Source organism: Pseudarthrobacter sp. As-47, from assembly GCF_058215595.1.
This window is the reverse complement of the sequence record NZ_CM177088.1, coordinates 3,648,372-3,672,144: the sequence shown is the minus strand read 5'-3', so window position 1 is coordinate 3,672,144 and position 23,773 is coordinate 3,648,372. Positions and strand designations below refer to the sequence as shown.

The following is a 23,773-nucleotide window of genomic DNA, read 5'->3' as shown; positions in this document are numbered from 1 at the left end:
CTAAGCGGAATCAGAGTACTAGCGAACTACCTCGGAGGAGGATCAGATGTACCAGCAGGACACAACGCCGGTTGCACCGGCACAGGCGGCGGCGCCGGCAGTTCCGGAGTTCTACCTTCCCCTCGGGGGCGGCACGGATCCCGATTTCAACCTTCCGGCCGACCGGGAACACGTTCCCGGCAGGATTTCCCGCTGGATCCACGCCCTGCCGGGCTTCGGCGGCCGGCGGTCCTAGCCCCCCGCCAGCCGGCGGGCTGCCGCTGAGTGTTCGGCGATAAGGCCGGCGACGTCGAGTCCCGGAATCGTGCCGTCCACCACGCGCCACCGGCCGCCGACCATCACGCGGTCCGCCCGGTCCGCGGCGCACAGCAGCAGCGCGGCAACGGGATCGTGGCTGCCGGAAAAGCGCAGGCCGTCCAGCCGGAACAAGGCCAGGTCCGCCTGCATTCCTGGCGCCAGCTGGCCCAGTCCGGGGCGGCCCAGCACGGCAGCCGATCCCCGGGTGGCCCAGCCCAGCGCCCGCTCCACCGGAACGTCCGCCCCATACCGAAGCCGCTGGAGATACAGCGCCTGCCGCGCCTCCAGGATCATGTTCGAGGCATCGTTCGACGCCGATCCGTCCACTCCCAGCCCCACCGGCACTCCCGCGTCCTCCAGTTCCAGCACTCGGGCGGTCCCCGAGGCCAGGCGCATGTTCGACGTGGGGCAGTGGGCGACGGCGGTGCCCGCTGCTCCCAGCCGGATGATCTCGGCGTCGCTGAAGTGGATGCCGTGGCCCAGCCAGGTGCGGTCGGTCAGCCAGCCCACGCTGTCCAGATAGTCCACGGTGCGCAGCCCGAACATCTCCCGGCAGAAGTCCTCCTCATCCAGGGTTTCCGCCAGGTGGGTGTGGAGGCGCACGTCCAGGCGCTCCGCAAGGGCTGCGCTCCCGGCCATGATCTCCTTGGTCACCGAAAAGGGCGAGCATGGGGCGAGTGCTATCTGGATCACGGCGTCGTCGCCGCGCTCGTGGTACTGCTGCACCAGCCGCTCGCTGTCCGCCAGGACCACCTCCGGCGCCTGCACCGTTGACTGGGGCGGCAGGCCGCCGTCGTCCGCTCCCAGGGTCATGGACCCGCGGGTGAGGGTGGCCCGCATTCCCAGCCGCCGGACGGTTTCCACCTGGATGTCGATGGCGTCCTCCAGCCCGGCCGGAAAGAGGTAGTGGTGGTCGGCCGCCGTGGTGCACCCCGAGAGCAGGAGCTCGGCCAGTGCCACGGTCGACGCCAGCTCGAGGTCCCGCGGCGTCAGCCGGGCCCACACCGGATACAGGTTCTGCAGCCAGGGAAACAGCGGAACGTTCGCTGCGGGACCCCATGCCCGGGTGAGGGTCTGGTAGAAGTGGTGGTGCGTGTTGATGAGGCCCGGCAGCAGCACGTGGCTGCCGGCGTCGAAGGTTTCCTGGCAGGGTTCGGAGGGGCTTTGCCCGGCAGCCAGTACTTCCGTGATGAGCCCGGCGCTGACCACCAGGCCGCCGGAGGCATCCAGGCCGTTGGCGGTGAAGGCGGCCTGCGGGTTCCTGATCCACAGCCGGGGAGCGGGGGCGGGGGAAGGGTTCATGGGTTGTCCTTGCCTGAGCGCAGTTGGAATTAATCCAGCTCAGTGAACCCCTGTCTGCTGATCCAGGGCCCGCCGTCCAGGGGGGTGCGGGTGGGATCAGAGTAGGGTGCTGCCCGGGACGCGTCAACGCCAGCGGATTGTGACTGCGCGCCGGCCGGGCGGCTGTGAACTGCAGGAAACATGGATTTCACATTGCGGAATAAAGTTTTCAGAAAACTATGGCGCGGACCACAATCCGGTGCTAACCTCGATCTTGCCAAAGGCGGGCACCCGGTTCCCGGGAAGCTATCTACCAGGCGCAACTTAACCTTCACAGCACATGCTGAAGCCTGGTAACCGTCGCACCTGGTTCTACTGGTCCTGCAAGCGGCATCAGGCTTCCCGGCAAAAGGAAGTCGCATCATGAGTACCACCGTCACGGCCGAACAGTTTCTGGCCAGATCCATCAGGTTGGCCACGGCCAACGTCCTCAACAGCGGCGGACCCTTCGGGGCGATGATCGTCACGGCCGACGGCCAAACGTTCGACGGCGTCAACCGCGTCACCGCGGACAACGATCCCACCGCCCACGCCGAGGTCACCGCCATCCGCACGGCCTGCCGCGAACTCGGCACCTTCGACCTCACCGGCGCCACCCTCTACACCAGCTGCGAGCCGTGCCCCATGTGCCTGGCCTCCGCGCTCTGGGCCCGGGTGGAGCGGGTCGTGTTCGCCGCAGACCGGCACGACGCCGCCTCCGTGGGTTTTGACGACGCCGTCTTCTATGAATACTTCGAGAACCAGGACAGGAACTCCCTGATGCCGGTCTCGAAGCTGGAGCTGGACGATCCGCAGGCACCCGCCCCGCTGGAGCCGTTCACCACCTGGAACACGCTCGAGTCCAGGATCGACTACTAGGCCCGGCGGCTCACCATGACCATCCTGGACAATTCCCACGAGGAGCATTCGGCTCCAAGCCCCCGCACCCCAAAGCCCGCAACGCGCGGCCCCAGGCCGCCGGCACCGGACTCTTTCCTGGACCGGTTCTTCCAGATCACCCAGCGCGGCTCCACGCTTGCGCGGGAGTTCCGCGGAGGCCTGGTCACCTTCTTCACCATGGCGTACATCGTCATCCTCAACCCCCTGATCCTGGGCGGCTTCACCGCGGACAACGCGCCCACCGACGTCGCCGGCGGCTGGCTCTCCGCCGCGCAGGTGGGCGCCGTCACCGGACTGACAGCCGGCGTCATGACCATCCTCTTCGGACTCGTCGCCAACCTGCCGTTCGGACTCGCAGCCGGGCTCGGCATCAACTCCTTCCTGGCCGTCTCGGTGATCCAGGAGGTCACCTGGGCAGAAGCCATGGGGCTGGTGGTGATCAACGGCTTCCTGATCGTCCTGTTCGGCATCACCGGCGCCCGGACCGCCATCTTCCGGGCCGTCCCCCGGGAACTGAAGGCCGCCATCACCGTGGGCATCGGCCTGTTCATTGCCTTCATCGGCTTCGTGGACTCCGGCTTCGTCAAGGCGACGACGGGCGGCCCGCCCGTCCAGCTGGGCACCGGCGGCTCCATCACCTCCGTCCCCACCCTGGTGTTCGTGGTCGGCCTGCTGGCCATGGGCATCCTGGTGGCCCGCAAGGTCCAGGGCGGCCTGCTGATCGGCATCGTGGCCACCACCGTCCTCGCGGCCATTGTGGAGGCTGTCCTGAAGATCGGCCCGGCCAGCGCCGCCAACCCCGGCGGCTGGCACCTGAACACCCCCGTGCTCTCCGGCCAGCTGGTGTCCGCCCCGGACCTGGGCCTGGTGGGCCAGTTCGACCTGTTCGGCGCCTTCGGCCGGATCGGCGCGCTTGCCGCCACCATGCTGGTGTTCACCCTGGTGTTCACCAACTTCTTCGACGCCATGGGCACCATGACCGGCCTGGCCAAGAGCGCCGGCGTCGCCCACAAGGACGGCACGTTCCCGCGGCTGAAGTCCGCCTTCATCGTGGAAGGCTTCGGCGCCGTGGCCGGCGGGGCAACATCGGGCTCCTCCAACACGGTATATATCGACTCCGCCGCCGGCATCGGCGAAGGCGCCCGCACCGGCCTGGCCTCCGTGGTCACGGGCGTGCTGTTCCTCGGCTCGATGTTCCTCACCCCGCTGACCAGCGTGGTTCCGCTGGAGGTCGCTGCTGCCGCACTGGTGGTGGTTGGCGCCATGATGATGGCGCAGATCCGCGAGATCAAATTCAGCAAGTTCTCCGTGGCCCTGCCCGCCTTCCTCACCATCGTGACCATGCCGCTGAGCTATTCGATTGCCAACGGCATCGGCGTGGGCTTCATCAGCTGGGCCATCATCGGCGCGGCGTCCGGGAAAGCCAAGAAAGTCCATCCGCTGATGTGGGTGGTCAGCGCCGGATTCCTGGTGTACTTCGCCCGCGGACCCATCAACCTGCTGCTCGGCGCCTGAGCGCACCGGTTCCGGGCATCCGCCCCCGCGACCCGGGGAGCGGATGTCCGGAACGGCAGCGCATTTTCCGATCCACACGCTTCCAGGACCACATGCTTTCCGAACCAGCCCGCAGCAACGACAATATGGACACCACCGCAGCGCGGAAGAAGGAGTGCCGCCATGCTTGACCTGATCCCGTCACTGGGAACCTGGGCGCCGGCCCTGGCCGGAGAGCCCTTCGCAGTGGCCACCATCGTGCGCGCCAGCGGTTCCGTTCCCCGGCCCGTGGGCACCTCCATGCTGGTGTCCGCGGACGGTGCAATCCTGGGCAGCCTCTCCGGAGGCTGCGTCGAAGGCGCCGTCGTGGCGGCAGCGCTGGAAGCAATGGACGACGGCGCCACGCGCCTTGAGGCGTTCGGCTTCAGCTCCGCCGACGCCTTCGCAGCCGGGCTCACCTGCGGCGGAGAACTGGAGGTCCATATCGAGCCTGCCAACAGGAACCGCGGGTGCGCGCTGGGAGAAGCCGTCCGGCAGCTGGCGGGGTACGGGCCGGATGAACCCGTGGCGCTTGTCCGCAGGCTGGACATCCGCCCTGATGCCAGCGGCAGCGGCGCCGTCGTTCTTCCGGACCCCGGCGCCATCAAGGCAGCCGGACACCGCGGACTGGCCACGCTGCTTGAAAGCAGCGACGGTACCGGCGGCAGCGAACCAACCTGGCGGGCCAGCGCCGCGCAGCTCGAGTCCATGCTCCGTGCCGGCACCACCGGTGTCCTGGACCTGGGCGGAGCAGGGCTGTGCACCAGTGACGCCGCCGTCCTGGTGGAAACCAGGCTCGCACCGCCGCGCCTGCTCGTCTTCGGTGCCAATGACTTCAGCGCAGCGCTGCTGCCCGCCGCCAAACCGCTCGGCTACCTGGTCACCCTGGTGGACGCGCGCCCGGCCTTTGCCTCCCAGGCACGGTTCGCGGCGGCGGACCAGGTGGTCACAGCCTGGCCTCACCAGTACCTGGCAGCAGAAGCGGCCGCGGGGCGGGTGGATTCCCGGACCGTGGTCTGCGTCCTGACCCACGACCCCAAGTTCGACATTCCGCTGCTGGAAGCCGCGCTGGCACTGGATGTCGCGTTCATCGGAGCACTCGGCTCACGGCGCAGCCACGCCCAGCGGGTGGGCGCCCTCCTGGACCGGGGGATACTCCCCGGCCGGATCGCCCAGCTCCACTCACCGCTGGGCCTGGACCTCGGCGCGGCAACCCCGGCGGAAGTGGCGGTGTCCGTCCTCGCAGAAGTCATCGCCGCCAGGAACCCGGCGGCCTCCCACCAGCCGTTGAGGGAAACCTCCGGCCCCATCCACCAGCCGGCCGCGCCACCGGCCACCGCGCCGGCACCCACCAACGTTTTGCAGCAGGAGATCGCATGGACATGAACACCATCGAGGCGGTAGTCCCCACCACCGACCCCGCACAATGGCGTGACGGCGACGCATGGCTGGCCGGGGGCACCGTGCTGTTTTCCTACGGCAGCCTTGCGTTCGGGCCGCAGCCGTTGAAGCGCCTCCTGGACCTGGGAAGCTCCGGCTGGGCCCCGGTGACGGTCACTGACGGAGGCATCGAGCTCGCTGCCACCTGCACCGTCGCCGAGCTGTATGGACTCCCCGGTTCAGCGGAGGCAGCAGGCCGTGCCTGGCCGGCCCTGGACCTGGTCCGGCCCTGCTGCGACTCCTTCGTGGCATCCTTCAAGGTCTGGAACATGTCCACCGTGGGCGGCAACCTGTGCACGTCCCTGCCCGCCGGTCCGGTTATTTCGCTCTGCGCCGGTTTGGACGGAACAGCCACAGTCCTCGCGCCCGGCGGGACCAGCCGCAGCGTGCCGGTGGCGGACTTCGTCACCGGCGACGCCCGGAACTGCCTGGCACCCGGCGAGCTTCTCCGCAGCGTCTTCCTCCCGGCGTCGGCCCTTGAATCCAGGGTGGCATTCCGCCGCCTGTCCCTCAGCAACCTGGGCAGGTCGGGGGTGCTGCTGGTTGGAAGGCTCGACGGCGGACACCGCCTGGTCCTCACCGTCACCGCCGCCACCAAGCGGCCTGTGCAGCTGCGCTTCGACGAGGTCCCGGAGACCGGGGACCTGGCCGCGGCCATCCGGGAGGCCATCCCTGACGACCTCTACCACAACGACATCCACGGCCTGCCGGCCTGGCGCCGGGACATGACCTACCGCCTGGCGGAAGAGATCCGCGCAGAACTCGCTGCCCCCGAAGGGGCCCCCGGACTCCGGGCATCGGGCGACTTCTGGCCGCCGAACCACCGCAGGCTTGACGCACAGCAGGAAGGGGCCTGAAACGTGGCCATCGAAATCAACGGAAAACAGGCGGACGCCGCACCCCGTCCGGGGCAGTGCCTGCGCACCTTCCTGCGGGAACAGGGCAACTTCGGCGTGAAGAAGGGCTGCGACGGCGGAGACTGCGGTGCCTGCACGGTGCACGTGGACGGAACCCCGGTCCACAGCTGCATCTACCCAGCGGTCCGCGCGGAGGGCCGTGCCGTCACCACCATCGAAGGGCTGGCCTCAACTGCCGGCGGGGCTGCGGACCTGCATCCGGTGCAGCAGCAGTTCATGGAGCGGCAGGGGTTCCAGTGCGGCTTCTGCACGGCGGGCATGGTGATGACGGCAGCCACCTTCGACGACGCGCAGAAAGAGAACCTGCCCCGGAACCTCAAGGGAAACCTCTGCCGCTGCACCGGCTACCGCGCCATCTCCGACGCCGTCTGCGGCCATGCCGGGCACCCCGACCCCCGGGGCCAGGGTTCCGGAATCGCGGGGGCAGGCCAGCCGGACCCCGAGCCCGGGCGACTGGGCGACGACGTCCCGGCCCCCGCCAGCCGCGCAGTGGTCACCGGCACCGCCCGCTACACCCTGGACGTGCCGGCCGACGAGCTGCAGGGCCTGCTGCACCTCAAGCTCCTGCGCTCGCCGCACGCCCACGCGAGGGTGCTGTCCATTAACACCGGGGCCGCCCTGGAGGTGCCGGGCGTCGTGGCGGTCTTCACCCACCAGGACGCGCCGGAGCAGCTGTTCTCCACAGCCCAGCATGAACTGTTCACCGATGACCCGGACGATACCCGGGTGCTGGACGACGTGGTCCGGTTCCGGGGCCAGCGCGTGGCCGCGGTGGTGGCTGAGACGGTGGCCGCCGCCGAGGCCGGGGTGCGGGCCCTGGACGTTGAGTACCAGGAACTCCCGGCTGTCTTCTCACCGCAGGAGGCCCTGCAGCCCGGCGCGCCCCTGGTGCACGGGGAGAAGGACGGAACGGTGTCCCGCATCTCGCGGCCCGGGCAGAACGTGGTGGCCGAGCTCCATTCCGAGCTGGGGAGCGTCGCCGAGGGGTTCGCCGCTGCGGACTTCATCCACGAACAGACCTACCAGACCCAGCGCGTGCAGCACGTGGCCCTGGAAACGCATGCGGCCATCGCCTCCGTGGACAGCGAAGGCCGCCTGCAGGTCCGGACCTCCAGCCAGGTTCCCTTCCTGGTCCGGCGGACCCTGTGCCGGGTCTTCGGGCTCCCGGAGGAGCAGGTGCACGTGCTGGCAGGCCGGGTGGGCGGCGGCTTCGGCGGCAAGCAGGAAGTCCTCACCGAGGACATCGTGGCTCTCGCGGCCCTGAAACTGGGGCGCCCCGTCCAGCTGGAACTGACACGCACGGAGCAGTTCACCGCCACCACAACACGGCACCCGTTCACCATCAGGCTCAAGGCCGGCGCCAGCGTGGACGGCAGGCTGACAGCCCTGGAACTTGATGTCCTGACCAACACCGGGGCCTACGGCAACCACGGGCCCGGCGTGATGTTCCACGGCTGCGGCGAGTCCCTGGCGGTTTACAGGTGCGGGAACAAAAAAGTGGACGCCCACGCGATGTACACCAACACCGTCCCGGCCGGCGCGTTCCGGGGCTATGGACTGAGCCAGATGATCTTCGCCATTGAATCCGCCATGGACGAGCTCGCGGCCGGCATCGGCATGGACCCCTTTGAGTTCCGCCGCCGGAACATGGTGCGCGAAGGCGACCAGATGCTGTCCACGCAGCCTGATCCCGAGGAAGACGTCCACTACGGCAGCTACGGCCTGGACCAGTGCCTGGGCCTGGTCCGCGATGCCCTTGCCCGCGGCCGGGAGCGTTACCGCGCCGCCGGCCTGGATGAGCTGGGACCGGAGTGGCTGACCGGCGAGGGAACCGCCCTGTCCATGATCGACACCGTGCCCCCGCGCGGGCACTTTGCCCACTCCCGGCTCCGGCTCCTGCCGGACGGGACGTACCAGGCCGACGTCGGAACCGCAGAGTTCGGCAACGGCACCACCACCGTCCACGCCCAGCTGGCCGCCACCGCCCTGTCCACGGAGGCCGCAAAAGTTGCCGTGCGGCAGTCCGATACGGACCTGGTGGAGCACGATACCGGCGCCTTCGGCTCCGCGGGAACGGTGGTTGCCGGAAAGGCCACGCTTGCGGCGGCCGAGGAACTCGCCGTCCGGATCCGCGCCTTCGCCGCCGGCATCCGCCAGACCCAGGCCTCCGCCTGCGTCCTCGCCGGGGACGCCGTGGTGTGCGACGGAACGTCCGTGCCGCTCGCTGAACTGGCGCAGGCGGCCGCGGACGCCGGCGTCGAACTGGCCGCAGAGGGGCGCTGGGGCGGGACGCCGCGGTCCGTTGCCTTCAACGTGCACGGCTTCCGGGTTGCCGTGAACCGCGGCACGGGGGAACTGAAGATCCTGCAGAGCGTGCAGGCGGCGGACGCGGGCGTGGTGGTGAACCCGCGCCAGTGCCGCGGCCAGATCGAAGGAGGCATCGCCCAGGCGATCGGCGCGGCGCTGTATGAGGAGGTGGTGGTGGACGACGCCGGCCGGGTCACCACGGACATCCTTCGGCAGTACCACATCCCCACCTTCGCGGACGTGCCGCGGAGCGAGGTGTACTTCGCGGACACCAACGACAAACTGGGGCCCCTGGGCGCAAAATCCATGAGTGAAAGCCCGTTTAACCCGGTGGCCCCGGCGCTTGCGAACGCCATCCGCAATGCCACCGGAGTGCGGTTCGCCTCGCTGCCCATAGCCCGCGACAAGGTGTACCTGGGACTCAAGGAAGCCGGGCTGGTTCCCAATCTGCAGCGCTCGGCCACCTGAAGATCCGGCGCGGCGCGGCGGGGGCAGCGACCCGTAAAATTCCGGCGTCCCACGGGGCACCCCATATAGTCGAGGGATGGAACAGCGGATTTTAGGCAAGACCGGACGAAATGTCTCCGTCGTGGGGCTCGGCACCTGGCAGCTTGGCGCGGACTGGGGCAACGTTGACCCGGCGCAGGCGCAGGCCATCCTGGCGGCGTCCGCGGAAGCCGGCGTGAACTTCTTCGACACCGCGGACGTCTACGGCGACGGCAAGAGCGAGCAGGCCATCGGGAAGTTCCTCGCGGACAACCCGGGCCTGGACATCACGGTTGCCACCAAGATGGGCCGCCGGATGGACCAGCAGCCGGAGAACTACACCCTGGCCAACTTCCGCCAGTGGGTGGACCGGTCCCGGAAGAACCTGGGCACCGACACCCTGGACCTGGTCCAGCTGCACTGCCCGCCCACCCCGGTGTACAGCAGCGCCGAGGTCTACGACGCTTTGGATACCCTGGTGTCCGAGGGCGCCATCCGCAACTACGGCGTCAGCGTGGAGCGCACGGATGAGGCCCTGGAAGCGATCCGGCACCCTGGCACCGCCTCCGTCCAGATCATCCTGAACGCTTTCCGCCTCAAGCCCCTGGACGAGGTCCTTCCCGCAGCCAAGGCGGCCAACGTGGGCATCATCGCCCGTGTCCCGCTCGCGTCCGGCCTCCTGTCCGGCAAGTACTCGAAGGAAACCACGTTCGCGGAGAACGACCACCGGAACTACAACCGCCAGGGTGACAAGTTCGACGTGGGCGAGACCTTCTCCGGCGTGGACTACGAGCTCGGGCTCAAGGCCGTGGCCGAGTTTGAGCAGCTGGTTCCGTCCGGAGCCACCACCGCCCAGGCGGCCATCGCCTGGATAGCGGCCCAGGATGGTGTCACCACGGTGATCCCCGGCGCGCGCAACGTGGACCAGGCAACGGCCAACGCCGCGGCTGCTGCCGTGCAGGTCAACGAAGAGTTCGAGGCCGGCGTCCGCTGGATCTACGACCACTACTTCCGCGAAGCCATCCACCCGCGCTGGTAGCCGTTCGCTGGGAGCACGCCGGTGACAGACCGTTCCATTGCCTCTTTTGTGGACGGGCTCGCGGCCGTGCCCACGGTGCCGGGCCGCAACAACTTCCTTGACCACAGCCACCCCGGCAATGCCGTGCGCCGGCGCAACCTGGAGCTGTACCTCTCCGAAATGCTGGACCGTTCGCCAAGGGTGCTGCTGCTGGGCGAGGCCCCCGGTTTCAGGGGCATGCGGATCACGGGCGTGCCCTTCACCAACCGCACGATGTTCCAGGGACCGGCCAATATCTTCGGGCTATTCGGGCCGGGCAAAGGCTACGCCCTGCCCGCCGAGGCGGAGGGAGTGGCTGCCGAGCCGACGGCGACGGTGATGTGGGAGGTCCTGGCGGAACTGGACTTCCTGCCTTTGCTGTGGAGTGCCTGCCCCTGGCACACCCATGTGCCGGGAGAACCGCAGTCCAACCGGACGCCGCGGATCACGGAAGCAAAGCTGGGCATGCCCTACTGGCAGTCGCTGGTGGAGCTGTTCAGCATTGAGGCAGTGGTTGCCGTGGGAAACATCGCCCACCGAAGCCTGCAGGCCAGCGGCGTGGATGCGCCCAAGGTCCGGCATCCGGCCCACGGCGGGCGCTCGGGCTTCAAGCGCGGCCTGGAGGAGTTGCTCCTGGCTGGAAGCATCACCACGCAGCCGAACAGGCAGAGCTAGTCCAGGAGGTAGAGCTGCTCCGGCGTGTCAACATCCAGGCCGCTGGAGAGATCACTGCAATCCACCTCGTCCACCAGTTCCGGGTGGCTGCGCAGGAAGGCGCGCGCCCCGGCATCGCCCATCACGGTTGCAGCCACTGACTGGCGCAGGGAAGCATCGATCACCAGGGGGTGGCCGCGGCGGAGCCCGCCGTCCCCACCCTGCGCTGCGGCAGCGCCGTCGTCGTACGCCGCAGCGGTGACCCGGCCCGGACGGTGGGACGCAAGCAGCCGCGCCACCGCCAGGGAGGACAGGCCGGGCTGGTCCACGAGCGCAATCATCACGTGATCCCGGGGATCGGCGGCGGCGTTGCCCAGCAGCAGGGAACTCCCCATCCCTGACTGCCACTCATGGTTCACCACCGTGCGGCAGCCGTCCAGCCTTGCGGCGGCCAGGACGTCCCGGGCGCCTGCGCCGAGCACCACCACAACCTCGCGGCAGCCTCCGTCGAGCAGCGCTTCAGCGACCGCTTCCACCAGGGGACGGCCACGGTAGGGGAGCAGCGCCTTGGGACCGCGTCCCAATCTGGCGCCGCCGCCGGCCGCGAGCACAACGCCGGTGGTGCCCGCCGCCTCCGTGTTCCGCATAGCCACACCCTAACTCTTGTTGTCTCAGGCGTCGCCGCCGGCCCCTCCGGTGGTTCCGGCGTTCACGTCCAGGAGTTTGTAGCGGTCCAGGGCGTACGACGGCGCCCCCTCCTCGACTTCGCCCCTCGCCGCGAGCATCTGCAAGGCTTTCACCACGATGGAGTGGGTGTCGTTCTTGAAGTAGCGGCGGGCGGCGGCGCGGGTGTCGGAGAAGCCGAAGCCGTCCGCGCCGAGCGAGGCGAACTGGTTCGGGAGAAACTGGCGGATCTGGTCGGGGACGGCCTTCATGTAGTCCGAGACCGCAACGACCGGGCCTTGCGCATCAGCCAATTGCCGGGCCACAAACGGGATCCGGGCGGGTTCGCCGGGGTTGAGGAAGGCTTCTTCCTCGGCGGCGAGTCCGTCGCGGCGCAGTTCGTTCCAGGAGGTCACGGACCAGACGTCGGCGGAGACTGACCAGTCTTCGGCGAGGATCCGCTGGGCTTCGAGGGCCCAGGGGACGGAGACGCCGGAGGCGAGGATCTGGGTCTTCGGTCCTGCAAGGTCCGACGCCGACACCCGGTAGATGCCTTTCAGCACACCTTCCACATCGAGGTTCTCCGGTTCGGCGGGCTGGGTGATCGGCTCGTTGTAGACGGTCAGGTAGTACATCAGGTTCCGGTCCTGTGAACCTGCCGCGCCGCCGTCGGACTTTTCCCCGTACATGCGTTCGAGGCCGTCGCGGATGATGTGGCCCATTTCGTAGCCGTAGGCGGGGTCGTAGGTGACGACGGCGGGGTTGGTGGAGGCCAGGAGGGGGGAGTGGCCGTCGGCGTGCTGGAGGCCTTCGCCGGTGAGGGTGGTCCGTCCTGCGGTGGCGCCGATGATGAAGCCGCGGGTCATTTGGTCTGCTGCGGCCCAGAAGGCGTCGCCGGTGCGCTGGAAGCCGAACATGGAGTAGAACACGTAGACCGGGACCAGGGGCACGCCGTGGGTGGCGTAGGCGGTGCCGGCGGCGGTGAAGGCTGCCACGGCGCCGGCTTCGTTGATGCCGGGGTGGATCAGCTGGCCCTGGGCGGATTCCTTGTACGCCAGGACCAGGTCGCGGTCCACGGAGAGGTAGTTCTGGCCCTTGGGGTTGTAGATCTTGGCCGTGGGGAAGAACGCGTCCATGCCGAACGTCCTCGATTCGTCCGGGACGATGGGCACAATCCGGTGCCCGAAGTTCTTGTCCCGGATGAGGTCTTTCAGGAGCCTGACAAAGGCCATGGTGGTGGCGGCCTGCTGTTTTCCCGAGCCGCGTTTGGCAACGTCAAACGTCTTGGGATCCGGCAACGCAACGGCATCATGGGACGACCGGCGTTCAGGAACGGCACCGCCCAGCGCCTTCCGCCGTTCGTGGAGGTAGGCGATCTCCGGTGCATCATGCCCGGGGTGGAAGTACGGCGGGGCATAGGGATCCGCTTCCAGTTGCGCATCGGTAATGGGGATCCGCAGGTAGTCCCGAAACTCCTTGAGGTCCTCGACAGTCAGCTTTTTCATCTGGTGCGTGGCATTCCTGCCTTCAAACCTCGGTCCGAGGCCGTAGCCTTTGACGGTTTTGGCGAGGATGACGGTGGGTTTGCCCTTGAATTCGGTGGCGGCCTTGTATGCGGCGTAGACCTTGCGGTAGTCGTGGCCGCCGCGTTTGAGGTTCCAGATCTGGTCATCGGTGAGGTCCGCGACGAGGTCCTTGGTGGCCGGGTCCTTGCCGAAGAAGTGTTCGCGGACGAACCCGCCGGATTCTGCCTTGTAGGTCTGGTAGTCCCCGTCGGGGGTTTCGTTCATGATCTTCACCAGGGACCCGTCGGTGTCCTTGGTGAGCAGGTCATCCCATTCCCGGCCCCAGACGACCTTGATGACGTTCCAGCCCGCGCCGCGGAAGAACGCCTCGAGTTCCTGCATGATCTTGCCGTTGCCGCGCACGGGCCCGTCCAGGCGCTGGAGGTTGCAGTTGATCACGAAGTTCAGGTTGTCCAGGTTCTCGTTCGCGGCGAGCTGGAGCAGGCCGCGGGACTCGGGCTCGTCCATTTCCCCGTCGCCCAGGAACGCCCAGACCTGCTGGTCGGAGGTGTCTTTCAGGCCGCGGTTGTGCAGGTACCGGTTGGACTGGGCCTGGTAGATCGCGTTCATCGGCCCGATGCCCATGGACACGGTGGGGAACTCCCAGAACTCGGGCATCAGGCGCGGGTGCGGGTAGGAGGACAGGGCGTGTCCTTCCTTGGACTTTTCCTGCCGGAACCCGTCCAGGTCCTCCTCCGAGAGCCGGCCTTCCATGAACGCCCGGGCGTACATGCCGGGGGAGGCGTGGCCCTGGAAGAAGACCTGGTCGCCGCCGCCGGGGTGGTCCTTGCCGCGGAAGAAGTGGTTGAAGCCGACCTCGTACAGGGTCGCGGCCCCGGCATAGGTGGAGATATGCCCGCCCACGCCGATGTTCGCCCGCTGCGCCCGGTGCACCATCACCGCGGCGTTCCACCGCATGTACGCCCGGTACCGGCGCTCGTATTCCTCGTTGCCCGGGAAGGGTGCTTCCTGGTCCACCGGGATCGTGTTCACGTAATCGGTGGTGGTCACCATCGGCACCCCGACGCTCTGCGCGCCGGCACGCTGCAGCAGGCTCCGCATGATGAATTGGGCACGCTCCGTGCCCTGTTCCCTGATCAACGAATCCAGGGACTCAACCCACTCGGCAGTCTCTTCCGGATCACGATCAGGCAGCTGGTTAGTCAACCCGCTGAGCATATGGGAGGTATCTTCTCCTGCAGCCACGTCAGCCTCTTTTCGTCTTTGAATGCTGGGCCAGTGTTTTCGTATTGTGAGAAAACATTATTGCCATACGAGATTAGCGACAGGTTGGAAGTGGGGTCAAACACGCTTGGTTCCAGGGCTGCCCAAGCGGCACGTCGGCGCCTGCGAACCGAATGTGACTGCCGGTGCCGCCGAAACTCCTTGACCCAGGGGTGATCCAGGTCATACTTTTATTCCACTTAGCAATATCTACTTTTCGCAATGTGGAATAATAGAACCGGTCCTTCAGGCCAGCGCTCACCACTGCGAATCATTCAAGAACCGGAGATCCCCATGCAGACCCCTCCACCGGTCGGCGTCGAAAAGGCTCCTGACCTGACAATGCCGTCAGACTCTTCAGCCCACTCCGCCACAGGCGTCGAAGCTCTTTGTGAATCAGCCAGCGCAGCTTCAGGCCAGGCCATCAGCCCCACCCTTTACAACGTCGATCTTGCCCCCACCAAGCGCGCCGGCCGAAGCTGGTCCGGCTACAGCATCTTCACCCTCTGGGCCAACGATGTCCACAGCCTCGGCAACTACGCCTTCGCCATCGGACTGTTCGCCCTGGGACTGGGCGGCTGGCAGATCCTGCTGGCACTCGGCATCGGAGCTGCCCTGCTCTTCGGCCTCCTGAATCTCTCAGGATTCATGGGCGTCAAAACCGGGGTCCCCTTCCCGGTAATGAGCAGGATCAGCTTCGGCATCCGCGGCGCCCAAATCGCCAGCCTGCTCCGAGGCGCTGTCGCCGTCGCGTGGTTCGGCATCCAGACCTACCTCGCATCCGTCGTCTTCCGCGTGATGCTCGTGGCCATGTTCCCGGGCCTCGGAGCGCTGGACAAGGACTCCATCCTGGGGCTGTCCACCCTGGGATGGATCGCCTTCGTCATCCTCTGGGTTGTCCAACTGGTCATCGTGAGCTTCGGCATGGAGATGATCCGCAAGTATGAGGCCTTCGCAGGACCGATCATCCTGGTCACCATGGCCGCCATCGCCGTCTGGATCTTCATGGAAGCCGGCGGCGCCATCGCCTGGTCCTCGGACAACGCCCTCGAAGGGCCGCAAATGTGGCTGACAATCTTCGCAGGCGGCGCGCTCTGGGTCTCCATCTACGGCACGTTCGTCCTGAACTTCTGCGACTTCACCCGGTCCGCCGTCTCCAAGAAGGCCGTGGTCAGCGGAAACTTCTGGGGGATTCCCATCAACATGCTCGTCTTCGGCGCCATCGTCGTCGTGATGGCGGGAGGTCAGTTCAAAATCAACGGCACCATCATCGAGAGCCCCTCGGACATCGTCCAGACCATCCCCAACACGCTCTTCCTGGTCCTGGCATGCCTGGCCCTGCTGATCCTGACCATCGCGGTCAACCTCATGGCCAACTTCGTGGCTCCGGTCTACGCCCTTACCAACCTGTTCCCCAAACACCTGGACTTCCGCAAGGCCGCCATCGTCAGCGCCGTCATTGGCCTGGTCATCCTGCCCTGGAACCTCTACAACAACCCGCTGGTCATCGTGTACTTCCTCGGCGGCCTCGGAGCCCTCCTCGGCCCGCTGTTCGGCGTCGTCATGGCTGACTACTGGCTGATCCGCCGCGGCAAGGTCAACGTCCCCGAGCTGTACACAGCCTCGCCGGAGGGCACCTACTACTACAAGAACGGCGTCAACCCCAGGGCCATCATCGCCATGGTGCCGGCCGCCGTCCTTGCTCTCCTCATCGCCTTCGTCCCGGCGCTGGCCGCGGCAGCACCCTTCGCCTGGTTCTTCGCCGCCGGCATCGCAGCCGTTGTGTACTTCTTCATCGCCGACCGCTCACAGCGGCTCGAAGACCGCGACGGCGAGGCCATCGCCGTCGCCAGCAAACACTAAGGATCCCCTGATGCGCATACTCGTTGCGAACGTCAACACCACCCAGTCCATGACGGATTCCATCGCCGCTTCGGCACGCAGCATCGCCGCGCCGGGCACGGAGATCGTGGGAATCACACCCCGGTTCGGGGCCGACTCCTGCGAAGGGAACTTCGAAAGCTACCTGGCCGCCATTGCCGTGATGGACGCCGTCACCTCCTACCCGGAGCCGTTCGACGCCGTTGTGCAGGCCGGCTACGGCGAGCACGGACGGGAAGGGCTGCAGGAGCTCCTGGATGTCCCGGTGGTGGACATCACCGAGGCCGCCGCCAGCACCGCCATGTTCCTGGGGCACAAGTACTCGGTGGTCACCACGCTGGACCGCACCGTTCCGCTCATCGAGGACCGGCTCAAGCTCGCCGGACTCGACGCGCGCTGCGCCTCCGTCCGGGCCAGCGGCATGGCCGTCCTTGAACTTGAGGAGGAACCGGACCGCGCCGTCGAAGCCATCATCAACCAGGCGATGCTGGCCGTCAGCCAGGACAAGGCCGAGGTGATTGTGCTCGGTTGCGGCGGAATGGCAGGACTGGACGAGCAGATCAGGCTGCGGGCCGGAGTGCCCGTGGTGGACGGCGTGGCCTCCGCCGTGGCCATCGCTGAATCCCTGGTCCGCATGCGACTGTCCACCTCCAAGGTGCGGACCTACGCTGCGCCGCGGCCCAAGACCGTCATAGGCTGGCCGCTGAACAGCACTGGCGTGCCCGCCGCCCTTTAGCAGCAGATCCCGAGGAGAACAGCGTGAACACTACCCCTTCCGCCGCGCGGGTTGCCGTCGTTACCGGAGCAGGTTCCGGCATCGGGCGGGAGGTGGCCCGGCAGATGCTGGCCGCCGGATACCGGGTAGCGCTGGCGGGCCGCCGGGAAGCGCAGTTGAAAGAGACGGCGGACGATCACCCCGAAGCGCTGGTGGTGCCGTGCGACGTCACCCGGCAGGACGACGTCGAGCATCTTTTCGACGCCGTCCGCCGGCGGTGGGGCCGGGTGGACCTGCTGTTCAACAACGCCGGCGTGTTCGGCCCGGCAGCCAGCGTGGATGAGATTTCGCTGGAGGACTGGAACGCCACCCTCGCGGTCAACCTGACGGGTTCCATGCTGTGCGCCGCGGCCGCGGTCCGGGCCATGAAGGCGCAGGACCCGAAGGGCGGGCGGATCATCAACAACGGCTCCATCTCCGCGCACTCGCCCCGGCCCCGGACGGTGGCCTACGCCGTCACCAAGCACGCCATGTCCGGCCTGACCAAAAGCATTGAGCTGGACGGGCGGGGCTATGGGATCACGTGCGGGCAGATCGATATCGGCAATACGGCCACGGACATCATGGACACCATCGGCGTGGGCGCGGGGGCGCTGCAGGCGGACGGCAGCCGCCGGGTGGAGCCGACCTTCCCGGTTGCGGACGCCGCCCGTGCGGTCCTGATGATGGCAGGCATGCCGCCGTCGGCCAGCGTCGGATCTGTGGTCATCACCGCCGCGGGGATGCCGTTCATCGGCCGCGGCTGACCCCCGGGCTGACCCAAAAACTCTGGTACTAGAGGGGGAGCAGCGCGGAGAGGTCCGCGCGGAGGCCGGAGGCGGCCACCTTGTGCGCGGCCACCGCGTCCGCCCAGCCCAACTGGCCGGTCACCATCGCAAGCCAGGTGGCGGCGTCGCACTCAATCACATTGGGAGGCGTGCCGCGCGTGTGCCGCGGGCCTTCCACGCACTGGGTGACGCCGAACGGCGGCACCCGCACCTCCACCGAATTTCCCGGCGCCCGCGCAGTGACTTCCTCGAGCGTATAGCGCACCGCCGTTGCAAGGATGGTCCGCGGGACAGGAACGTCCGACGACGGTCCGGCGGCTTTGCGCCATGCCTCCACCGCTGCGGCGCCTTCCTTCGGGTCGATCCGGCGACGGGCTACAGCCATGTTTCGGGGCCCTTTCGTGGGGATGCAGCGGCAAAGGCAACCAGAGTACCGCGGATGCCTAACAGTAAGGAACCGGGGGGGGGTACGATCGGTAGCACCCGCCACAGAGGGAAAGGAACGGCCCGTGCATCTCGGCGCTTTCTCAGTAAGCCTCAACGTCAAGGACATCGCCGCTTCAACGGCTTTCTACGAAAAACTTGGGTTCACGCGTTTTGCCGGTGACATCGGGCAGAACTGGCTGATCCTGAAAAATGGCCAGGCGGTGGTGGGACTTTTCCAGGGGATGTTGGAGAGGAACGCGCTGACCTTCAACCCTGGCTGGGACCAGGACGCCCAGCCGCTGGAGTCCTTTACGGATATCCGTGACCTTCAGCGGGAACTGCGGGGCCAGGGAGTCACTTTCGCCAGCGAAGCGGAGGAAGGAACAGCAGGGCCGGCGAGCTTCATTGTTGTTGACCCGGACGGCAACCCGATTATCGTGGACCAGCACGTGTGAGGCGTCCAGCCGTGCCTGCCCTGTCCAAGGGCGCCTGGTCCAGAATCACCTGGTCCAGAATCACCTAGTCCAGAAGCGCCGAGACCGCCGGGCCGAGCCGGATCTTGCCGACCGGCCTGCCGCCGCCCAGCACAGGATCAACCACTCTTTCCAGGACGCTGGCAACACCGGGTATCTCCACCGCGCCGGCCGCGGCCAGGAGGGTCAGGGCCACCAGCGACGTGGCACGCACGTTCCCGTCCAGGATTTTGACTGCCACCGAGACACCCTGGGCCGTAGCCATGGCCAGGACGCCTTCCGCGCCAATTTTGGCAATAACCCCCAGCTCATCCATGACCAGCGTGTTGGCCTCGCCGATGCCCTGGACGGCCCAGGGGTAGTCCAGCATCGACGTGGCGATGGTGGCGGCGCGGGCGCTAAAGCTCTGGTCGCCCGGTGCTTTTGCCAGCTGCGAGTACCCCCTGGCAAGCCCCTTGAGGGACACCGCTGCCACGGGTGCACCGCAGCCGTCGATGCCCAGGTGGGCAATCTTCTCGCCCGTGTATTCCTCCACCACAGTGCGGACCCGCTGCTGGAGCGGATGGTTGGGCTCCAGGTAGCTGTGCGTGTCCCACCCGTTTTCCGTGCAGGCCCACAGGAACGCGGCGTGCTTGCCGGAGCAGTTGAAGGCCAGGCGCGACTTCCCCTTTTCGGAGCGCACCAGCCAGTTCCGGGCCGTCTCATCCTGCGGCCATGCCTCCGGGCACTGCAGCTGGTCCTCACGGACTCCGGCGGCCTTGAGCATCCCCGCCACCACGTCCATATGGTCCAGGGACCCGGTGTGGCTTCCACAGGCAACAGCCACCTGGGCGCCCCGCAGCGGGACGCCGGACTGCATGGACGCCAAAGCCTGGAACGGCTTGAGCGTGGACCTGGCCAGGATGGGCGTGTTGATGTCGCCCAGCTCAGTGACCACGGATCCGTCCGCTGCCAGGAGGACGGCAGACCCGATGTGCCGGGATTCCACAAAACCGCTGCGTTCGACGACGGCCAGTTCCACGGCGGAGTCCACGGTAAAGGTGGCATGGGGGTTGTGGGGCATGGTGCCAGTCTATGGGTCGCCCCTCCGAATGCCGCGCTATTCCACGGTGACCATCACGGACTGCCACCCGGACGCGCCATCGGGAACAGGGTCGGCGCGCTGGTCTGTCTGCACCTCGCCGGAGCCGTCGGTGGCCCGGACCTTGATGTAGTGCGGCCCGGGAGCGGCGTCCCACTGGTAGGACCATTGCCGCCAGGTGACCAGCGACGCCTCCGTGGAAAGCTCGGCTTCCATCCACTCGCCGTCGTCCACCTGGATTTCCACTTTGCTGATGCCCCGTGTCTGTGCCCAGGCGGTGCCCCCCACGGCAACTTTGCCGGCAGGCACCTTGGCGAAGGACTTGGGAACGTCCACCCGGGCCATGGTCTTGATGGGGCCGCGTTCGGACCAGCCCCGCTCCGTCCAGTACGCCTTGCTGTCGGCGAACCGGGTGACTTCCAGGTCCACCACCCACTTGGTGGCGGAGACAAAACCGTACAGGCCGGGGACCACCATCCGCACTGGGTAGCCGTGCTCCAGCGGGAGCGGCTCGCCGTTCATGCCGATGGCCAGCATTGCGTCCCGGTCGTCCTGCAGCACCTCCAGGGGCGTTGAGGCGCTGAAACCGTCGATGGACGTGGAGAGCACCATGTCTGCTCCATCCTTGGGCCGGGCCCGCTTGAGCACCTCGCGGAGGGGGAACCCCAGCCATTTGGCGTTGCCGGCAAGGTTGCCGCCCACGGGGTTGGACACACAGGTGAGCGTCACATGGGACTCGATCAGGTCGGCGTCGAGCAGGTCCTGGAACGTGAGGCGGATTTCCTCCTCAACCATGCCGTGGACCCGGAGTTCCCAGTCCGCCACGTCAATTTCCGGCACGCTAAGCGCGGTGTCGATCCGGTAGAACTCGCCGTTTGGCGTCACCCAGGGCGCCACCCCGGGCACCGGAGACTGGACGCCGGCGGGAACGGCCGGCGCTGCCTTGGCGGGTGCGGGCAGTTGCAGGGAATCCCGCGCCTGGAGGATGTTGCTGCGGGCGGCGCCCAGCAGCCGGCCTCCTGTTGCGGCCAGGCCGGCAGCGGCAGCGGTGATTCCGGCCGCCGCGAAAAAGCGGCGGCGGCTGGTTGCGGCGCGGGACGCTTGCCCCGGCCCGGCCACCACGTCCGGGAAATCAGCGACGGCGCTGCCGGCCGGCGCTTCCGGCCACGCCTTGGTTGCCGGCAGCTTTTTGACCAGGAACCGCAGCACCAGGAGGCCGGCCAGGGTTCCGGCCACTGACGGCAGCGCTTCAAAGGGCCCGACGCCGGCGCGGGTCACCACGCTGGCCACGATGACGGCACCCATGAACAGGACGCCAACGACGCCCAGCGCCCATCTGCGGTAGGCCACCACGCCCAGCACGCACGCCAGCAGGGTGATGGTGACGCCCATGCCCGCGAAGAGGGCAACCTTGTCATTGGTGCCGAACGTGGCGATGGCGAAGTCCTTCAGCCACGAGGGGGTGAAGTCGATGAAAGTTGATCCCAGGGCTATCAGCGGCGTGGCGCGGGCGGTGAAGAATGCCCCGAGCAGTTCGGCCACGGCAAGGACGACGGCGGCCGCCACCACGCCTGCCAGCGCCGCCATTGCAGTGGGTCCCCGGAACCAGTTCTTCAGCTTCTCCATGACGGGTATTCGGAGCGGACAGGCTCCGGGATTGTCGCCCGGACGCCGGTGCGGTACTGGCGGTGACACAGCTTAGGAGCACGCAGGGTGCACAAAGTACCCTTGGAGACTGTGAAGGTACTCGTCATTGGCCCCGGAGGCCGCGAACACGCCATTGTCCGCTCCCTGCTCGCCGACCCCAACGTGTCCGAGGTCCATGCAGCACCCGGCAACGCCGGTATCAGCAAGCTGGTCCCCACCCACAAAATCGACGGCAACGATCCCGACGCCGTCGCCGCCCTGGCCACTCGGCTGACGGTGGACTTAGTGGTGGTTGGCCCCGAGGCGCCGCTGGCCGCGGGTGTGTCCGACGCCGTCCGCGAGGCGGGCATCCCCGTGTTCGGACCCAGCAAGGCTGCAGCCCAGCTGGAAGCGTCCAAGGCGTTCGCCAAGGAAATCATGGCGGAAGCGGGAGTGCCCACGGCCATGGCCATGGTGGCCACGAACGCTGGGGAAGCCGAATCGGCCCTGGATACCTTCGGTGCACCCTACGTGGTGAAGGATGACGGCCTCGCCGCAGGCAAGGGCGTGGTGGTCACCAAGGACCGCCGGGAGGCCCTCGCCCACGCGCAGTCCTGCTTCGATGCCGGCGGCTCGGTGGTGATCGAGGAGTTCCTGGATGGTCCCGAGGTTTCGCTGTTCGTCCTGTGCGACGGCCACAACACCGTGGCGCTTTCACCCGCCCAGGACTTCAAGCGGATCTTCGACAACGACGAAGGCCCCAACACCGGCGGCATGGGTGCCTACACTCCGCTCGAGTGGGCACCGGAAGGCCTTGTCCAGGAAGTCATTGAGCGCGTGGCCCAGCCCACCGTCAACGAGATGGCCCGCCGCGGCACCCCGTTCGTCGGCGTGTTGTTCGTGGGGCTGGCCCTCACCTCGCGCGGCACCCGCGTCATCGAGTTCAATGTCCGCTTCGGCGATCCGGAAACACAGGCCGTGCTGGCCCGGTTGAAGACCCCGCTCGGTGCCCTGCTGCTGGCAGCCGCCAAGGGCGAACTGGACAAGGCGGAAGAGCTGCGGTGGGCCAAGGAAACTGCCGTCGCCGTCGTCGTCGCGTCCGAAAACTACCCCGACACCCCCCGCACCGGGGACCGCATCCGCGGGCTCAAAAAGGTGGAGGAGCTCGAAGGCGTCCACGTCATCCACGCCGGCACGGCCTTCGACGAGGACGGCAAAGTGGTGTCCGCAGGAGGGCGCGTGCTCGCCGTCGTCGCCCTCGGCAGCGACCTCGTGGACGCGCGGGAAAAAGCGTACGACGGCGTGGAGCTGGTCCAGCTTGAGGGCTCGCAGTTCCGCACCGACATTGGCGGAAAAGCCGCCCGCGGGGAAATAAAGGTCCCCTCCACTGCCAGCGCATCCCTCCACGGGACCAAGACGAAGGCCTGACATGAGCAACGATCCAGCACCCCGCGGTTTCAACACCAAGACCCTGGACCTTCCCGGATGGACGCACGTCTACTCCGGCAAGGTCAGGGACCTCTACGAGCCGGCTGACGAGGCCGTCCTGCAGCGTATGGGCCAGGACTGCGTGCTGGTGGTGGCCAGCGACCGGATCAGCGCCTATGACCACGTCCTGTCCTCCCTGATTCCGGACAAGGGGCGCATCCTTACCCAGCTCAGCCTGTGGTGGTTCGACCAGCTGGACGTGGACCACCACGTCCTGGGCTCCACGGTGGAAGACGGCGTCCCGGCCGAGGTGGAAGGCCGGTCCATGATCTGCAAGAAGCTGGACATGTTCCCGGTGGAGTGCATCGCCCGCGGCTACCTCACAGGCTCCGGCCTGCAGGAATACAAAGCCTCGGGGACTGTGTGCAGCATTCCGCTGCCGGAGGGCCTGGTTGACGGGTCGCGGCTGGACCGTGCCATCTTCACGCCATCGGCCAAAGCCGAGGTGGGCGAGCACGACGAGAACATCACCTACGACGCCGTGGTGGCGATGGTTGGCGACGATATTGCCGGACGCCTCAGCGAGCTGACGCTCAAGATCTACAACACCGCCGAGAAAATCACCCGTGAGCGGGGCATCATCCTGGCCGATACAAAAGTCGAATTTGGCTATGACCCGGTGACGGGGCTCATCACCCTGGGGGATGAGGTGCTGACGCCGGATTCCTCGCGCTTCTGGGATGCCGCCACCTACCAGCCGGGCCAGGCACAGCCGTCCTACGACAAACAGTATGTGCGCGATTGGCTGACGTCTGCCGAATCAGGCTGGGACAGGTCCTCGGATACGCCGCCACCGGCGCTGCCCAACGAGGTTGTTGACCGTACCCGCGGCCGCTACGTCGAGGCCTACGAGAAACTGACGGGGAAAACCTTCGCCTGACGGAGCCCCAGCT

At 67.4% G+C, this 23,773-nt stretch carries 20 protein-coding genes; 14 read left to right on the top strand and 6 right to left on the bottom strand.

Translation table 11 applies throughout. The annotated features are described in order from the left end of the window. Positions 1 to 46: 46 nt before the first annotated feature. Positions 47 to 235: a hypothetical protein gene (locus AC4BCK_RS17015; RefSeq protein WP_174177254.1), complete on the top strand. Its 189-nt coding sequence runs from the start codon at positions 47 to 49 to the stop codon at positions 233 to 235. On the opposite strand, the gene AC4BCK_RS17010 is transcribed toward AC4BCK_RS17015, so the two are convergent. Next, complete coding sequence (locus tag AC4BCK_RS17010) at positions 232 to 1,599, bottom strand: 8-oxoguanine deaminase (protein WP_400594376.1); 1,368 nt, start codon at positions 1,597 to 1,599, stop codon at positions 232 to 234. The genes AC4BCK_RS17015 and AC4BCK_RS17010 overlap by 4 nt on opposite strands. A gap of 402 nt (positions 1,600 to 2,001) precedes the next feature. On the opposite strand from AC4BCK_RS17010, the gene AC4BCK_RS17005 reads away from it, so the two are divergent. The 7 genes from AC4BCK_RS17005 (at position 2,002) to AC4BCK_RS16975 (ending at position 10,932) form a co-directional block, all read left to right on the top strand. Continuing rightward, positions 2,002 to 2,496: a nucleoside deaminase gene (locus AC4BCK_RS17005; protein WP_174177249.1), complete on the top strand. Its 495-nt coding sequence runs from the start codon at positions 2,002 to 2,004 to the stop codon at positions 2,494 to 2,496. 15 nt (positions 2,497 to 2,511) lie between these two features. Then, positions 2,512 to 4,032 carry an NCS2 family permease gene (locus tag AC4BCK_RS17000; protein ID WP_363938928.1) on the top strand — a complete coding sequence of 507 codons (1,521 nt, stop codon included), beginning with the start codon at positions 2,512 to 2,514 and terminating at the stop codon, positions 4,030 to 4,032. Between the two features lie 162 nt (positions 4,033 to 4,194). Continuing rightward, complete coding sequence (locus AC4BCK_RS16995; RefSeq protein WP_490566236.1) at positions 4,195 to 5,436, top strand: XdhC family protein; 1,242 nt, start codon at positions 4,195 to 4,197, stop codon at positions 5,434 to 5,436. Then, complete coding sequence (locus AC4BCK_RS16990; RefSeq protein WP_490566235.1) at positions 5,427 to 6,347, top strand: FAD binding domain-containing protein; 921 nt, start codon at positions 5,427 to 5,429, stop codon at positions 6,345 to 6,347. The genes AC4BCK_RS16995 and AC4BCK_RS16990 overlap by 10 nt, the downstream gene beginning before the upstream one ends. A gap of 3 nt (positions 6,348 to 6,350) precedes the next feature. Continuing rightward, entirely contained in the window at positions 6,351 to 9,182 is a 2,832-nt protein-coding gene (locus tag AC4BCK_RS16985) for a molybdopterin-dependent oxidoreductase (RefSeq protein ID WP_436054711.1), read from the top strand. Positions 9,183 to 9,258: 76 nt separating this feature from the next. Beyond that, complete coding sequence (locus tag AC4BCK_RS16980) at positions 9,259 to 10,239, top strand: aldo/keto reductase (RefSeq protein WP_174177239.1); 981 nt, start codon at positions 9,259 to 9,261, stop codon at positions 10,237 to 10,239. 21 nt (positions 10,240 to 10,260) lie between these two features. Beyond that, the gene (locus AC4BCK_RS16975; RefSeq protein WP_363958232.1) at positions 10,261 to 10,932 is read left to right on the top strand and encodes a uracil-DNA glycosylase; all 672 of its coding nucleotides are present in this window, start codon (positions 10,261 to 10,263) and stop codon (positions 10,930 to 10,932) included. On the opposite strand, the gene nboR is transcribed toward AC4BCK_RS16975, so the two are convergent. Both nboR and aceE read right to left on the bottom strand, forming a co-directional pair. Beyond that, positions 10,929 to 11,558: a nicotine blue oxidoreductase gene (gene nboR / locus AC4BCK_RS16970; RefSeq protein ID WP_310113291.1), complete on the bottom strand. Its 630-nt coding sequence runs from the start codon at positions 11,556 to 11,558 to the stop codon at positions 10,929 to 10,931. The genes AC4BCK_RS16975 and nboR overlap by 4 nt on opposite strands. 24 nt (positions 11,559 to 11,582) lie before the next feature. Further along, the gene (gene aceE / locus AC4BCK_RS16965) at positions 11,583 to 14,318 is read right to left on the bottom strand and encodes a pyruvate dehydrogenase (acetyl-transferring), homodimeric type (RefSeq protein WP_490566928.1); all 2,736 of its coding nucleotides are present in this window, start codon (positions 14,316 to 14,318) and stop codon (positions 11,583 to 11,585) included. A 339-nt stretch (positions 14,319 to 14,657) separates the two neighbouring features. Here aceE and AC4BCK_RS16960 point away from each other — a divergent pair, with 339 nt between their 5' ends. The 3 genes from AC4BCK_RS16960 to AC4BCK_RS16950 are packed head-to-tail and all read left to right on the top strand — an operon-like array spanning position 14,658 to position 17,765. Next, positions 14,658 to 16,226, top strand: a complete 1,569-nt coding sequence (locus AC4BCK_RS16960) for an NCS1 family nucleobase:cation symporter-1 (RefSeq protein ID WP_251422656.1) — start codon at positions 14,658 to 14,660, stop codon at positions 16,224 to 16,226. Between the two features lie 10 nt (positions 16,227 to 16,236). Then, complete coding sequence (locus tag AC4BCK_RS16955) at positions 16,237 to 16,980, top strand: aspartate/glutamate racemase family protein (protein WP_363960514.1); 744 nt, start codon at positions 16,237 to 16,239, stop codon at positions 16,978 to 16,980. 23 nt (positions 16,981 to 17,003) lie between these two features. Continuing rightward, positions 17,004 to 17,765 (top strand): SDR family oxidoreductase, encoded by a 762-nt coding sequence (locus AC4BCK_RS16950; protein WP_174177229.1) that lies wholly within the window; start codon positions 17,004 to 17,006, stop codon positions 17,763 to 17,765. A 28-nt stretch (positions 17,766 to 17,793) separates the two neighbouring features. On the opposite strand, the gene AC4BCK_RS16945 is transcribed toward AC4BCK_RS16950, so the two are convergent. Beyond that, on the bottom strand, positions 17,794 to 18,171 hold the full coding sequence (locus AC4BCK_RS16945) for a sterol carrier family protein (protein WP_174177227.1): 378 nt from the start codon (positions 18,169 to 18,171) through the stop codon (positions 17,794 to 17,796). A gap of 124 nt (positions 18,172 to 18,295) precedes the next feature. Here AC4BCK_RS16945 and AC4BCK_RS16940 point away from each other — a divergent pair, with 124 nt between their 5' ends. Further along, entirely contained in the window at positions 18,296 to 18,667 is a 372-nt protein-coding gene (locus tag AC4BCK_RS16940; protein WP_363960511.1) for a VOC family protein, read from the top strand. A 64-nt stretch (positions 18,668 to 18,731) separates the two neighbouring features. On the opposite strand, the gene AC4BCK_RS16935 is transcribed toward AC4BCK_RS16940, so the two are convergent. Both AC4BCK_RS16935 and AC4BCK_RS16930 read right to left on the bottom strand, forming a co-directional pair. Then, on the bottom strand, positions 18,732 to 19,748 hold the full coding sequence (locus AC4BCK_RS16935) for an asparaginase (protein WP_174177223.1): 1,017 nt from the start codon (positions 19,746 to 19,748) through the stop codon (positions 18,732 to 18,734). Positions 19,749 to 19,784: 36 nt separating this feature from the next. Beyond that, positions 19,785 to 21,392 (bottom strand): molybdopterin-dependent oxidoreductase, encoded by a 1,608-nt coding sequence (locus tag AC4BCK_RS16930; RefSeq protein WP_364321038.1) that lies wholly within the window; start codon positions 21,390 to 21,392, stop codon positions 19,785 to 19,787. 111 nt (positions 21,393 to 21,503) lie between these two features. On the opposite strand from AC4BCK_RS16930, the gene purD reads away from it, so the two are divergent. Together purD and AC4BCK_RS16920 are read left to right on the top strand one after the other, a co-directional pair. Then, the gene (gene purD / locus AC4BCK_RS16925) at positions 21,504 to 22,820 is read left to right on the top strand and encodes a phosphoribosylamine--glycine ligase (protein WP_251422812.1); all 1,317 of its coding nucleotides are present in this window, start codon (positions 21,504 to 21,506) and stop codon (positions 22,818 to 22,820) included. 1 nt (position 22,821) lies between these two features. Continuing rightward, positions 22,822 to 23,760, top strand: coding sequence for a phosphoribosylaminoimidazolesuccinocarboxamide synthase (locus tag AC4BCK_RS16920; protein WP_490566234.1), 939 nt, complete (start codon positions 22,822 to 22,824; stop codon positions 23,758 to 23,760). Positions 23,761 to 23,773 lie beyond the last annotated feature (13 nt).

What these genes read in the sequence shown, in the direction of transcription:
- AC4BCK_RS17015 (WP_174177254.1), top strand. Translation starts at nt 47, where the DNA reads ATGTACCAGCAGGACACAACGCCGGTTGCACCGGCACAGGCGGCGGCG.
- AC4BCK_RS17010 (WP_400594376.1), bottom strand. Translation starts at nt 1,599, where the DNA reads ATGAACCCTTCCCCCGCCCCCGCTCCCCGGCTGTGGATCAGGAACCCG.
- AC4BCK_RS17005 (WP_174177249.1), top strand. Translation starts at nt 2,002, where the DNA reads ATGAGTACCACCGTCACGGCCGAACAGTTTCTGGCCAGATCCATCAGG.
- AC4BCK_RS17000 (WP_363938928.1), top strand. Translation starts at nt 2,512, where the DNA reads ATGACCATCCTGGACAATTCCCACGAGGAGCATTCGGCTCCAAGCCCC.
- AC4BCK_RS16995 (WP_490566236.1), top strand. Translation starts at nt 4,195, where the DNA reads ATGCTTGACCTGATCCCGTCACTGGGAACCTGGGCGCCGGCCCTGGCC.
- AC4BCK_RS16990 (WP_490566235.1), top strand. Translation starts at nt 5,427, where the DNA reads ATGGACATGAACACCATCGAGGCGGTAGTCCCCACCACCGACCCCGCA.
- AC4BCK_RS16980 (WP_174177239.1), top strand. Translation starts at nt 9,259, where the DNA reads ATGGAACAGCGGATTTTAGGCAAGACCGGACGAAATGTCTCCGTCGTG.
- nboR (WP_310113291.1), bottom strand. Translation starts at nt 11,558, where the DNA reads ATGCGGAACACGGAGGCGGCGGGCACCACCGGCGTTGTGCTCGCGGCC.
- aceE (WP_490566928.1), bottom strand. Translation starts at nt 14,318, where the DNA reads ATGCTCAGCGGGTTGACTAACCAGCTGCCTGATCGTGATCCGGAAGAG.
- AC4BCK_RS16960 (WP_251422656.1), top strand. Translation starts at nt 14,658, where the DNA reads ATGCAGACCCCTCCACCGGTCGGCGTCGAAAAGGCTCCTGACCTGACA.
- AC4BCK_RS16955 (WP_363960514.1), top strand. Translation starts at nt 16,237, where the DNA reads ATGCGCATACTCGTTGCGAACGTCAACACCACCCAGTCCATGACGGAT.
- AC4BCK_RS16945 (WP_174177227.1), bottom strand. Translation starts at nt 18,171, where the DNA reads ATGGCTGTAGCCCGTCGCCGGATCGACCCGAAGGAAGGCGCCGCAGCG.
- AC4BCK_RS16935 (WP_174177223.1), bottom strand. Translation starts at nt 19,748, where the DNA reads ATGCCCCACAACCCCCATGCCACCTTTACCGTGGACTCCGCCGTGGAA.
- AC4BCK_RS16930 (WP_364321038.1), bottom strand. Translation starts at nt 21,392, where the DNA reads ATGGAGAAGCTGAAGAACTGGTTCCGGGGACCCACTGCAATGGCGGCG.
- AC4BCK_RS16920 (WP_490566234.1), top strand. Translation starts at nt 22,822, where the DNA reads ATGAGCAACGATCCAGCACCCCGCGGTTTCAACACCAAGACCCTGGAC.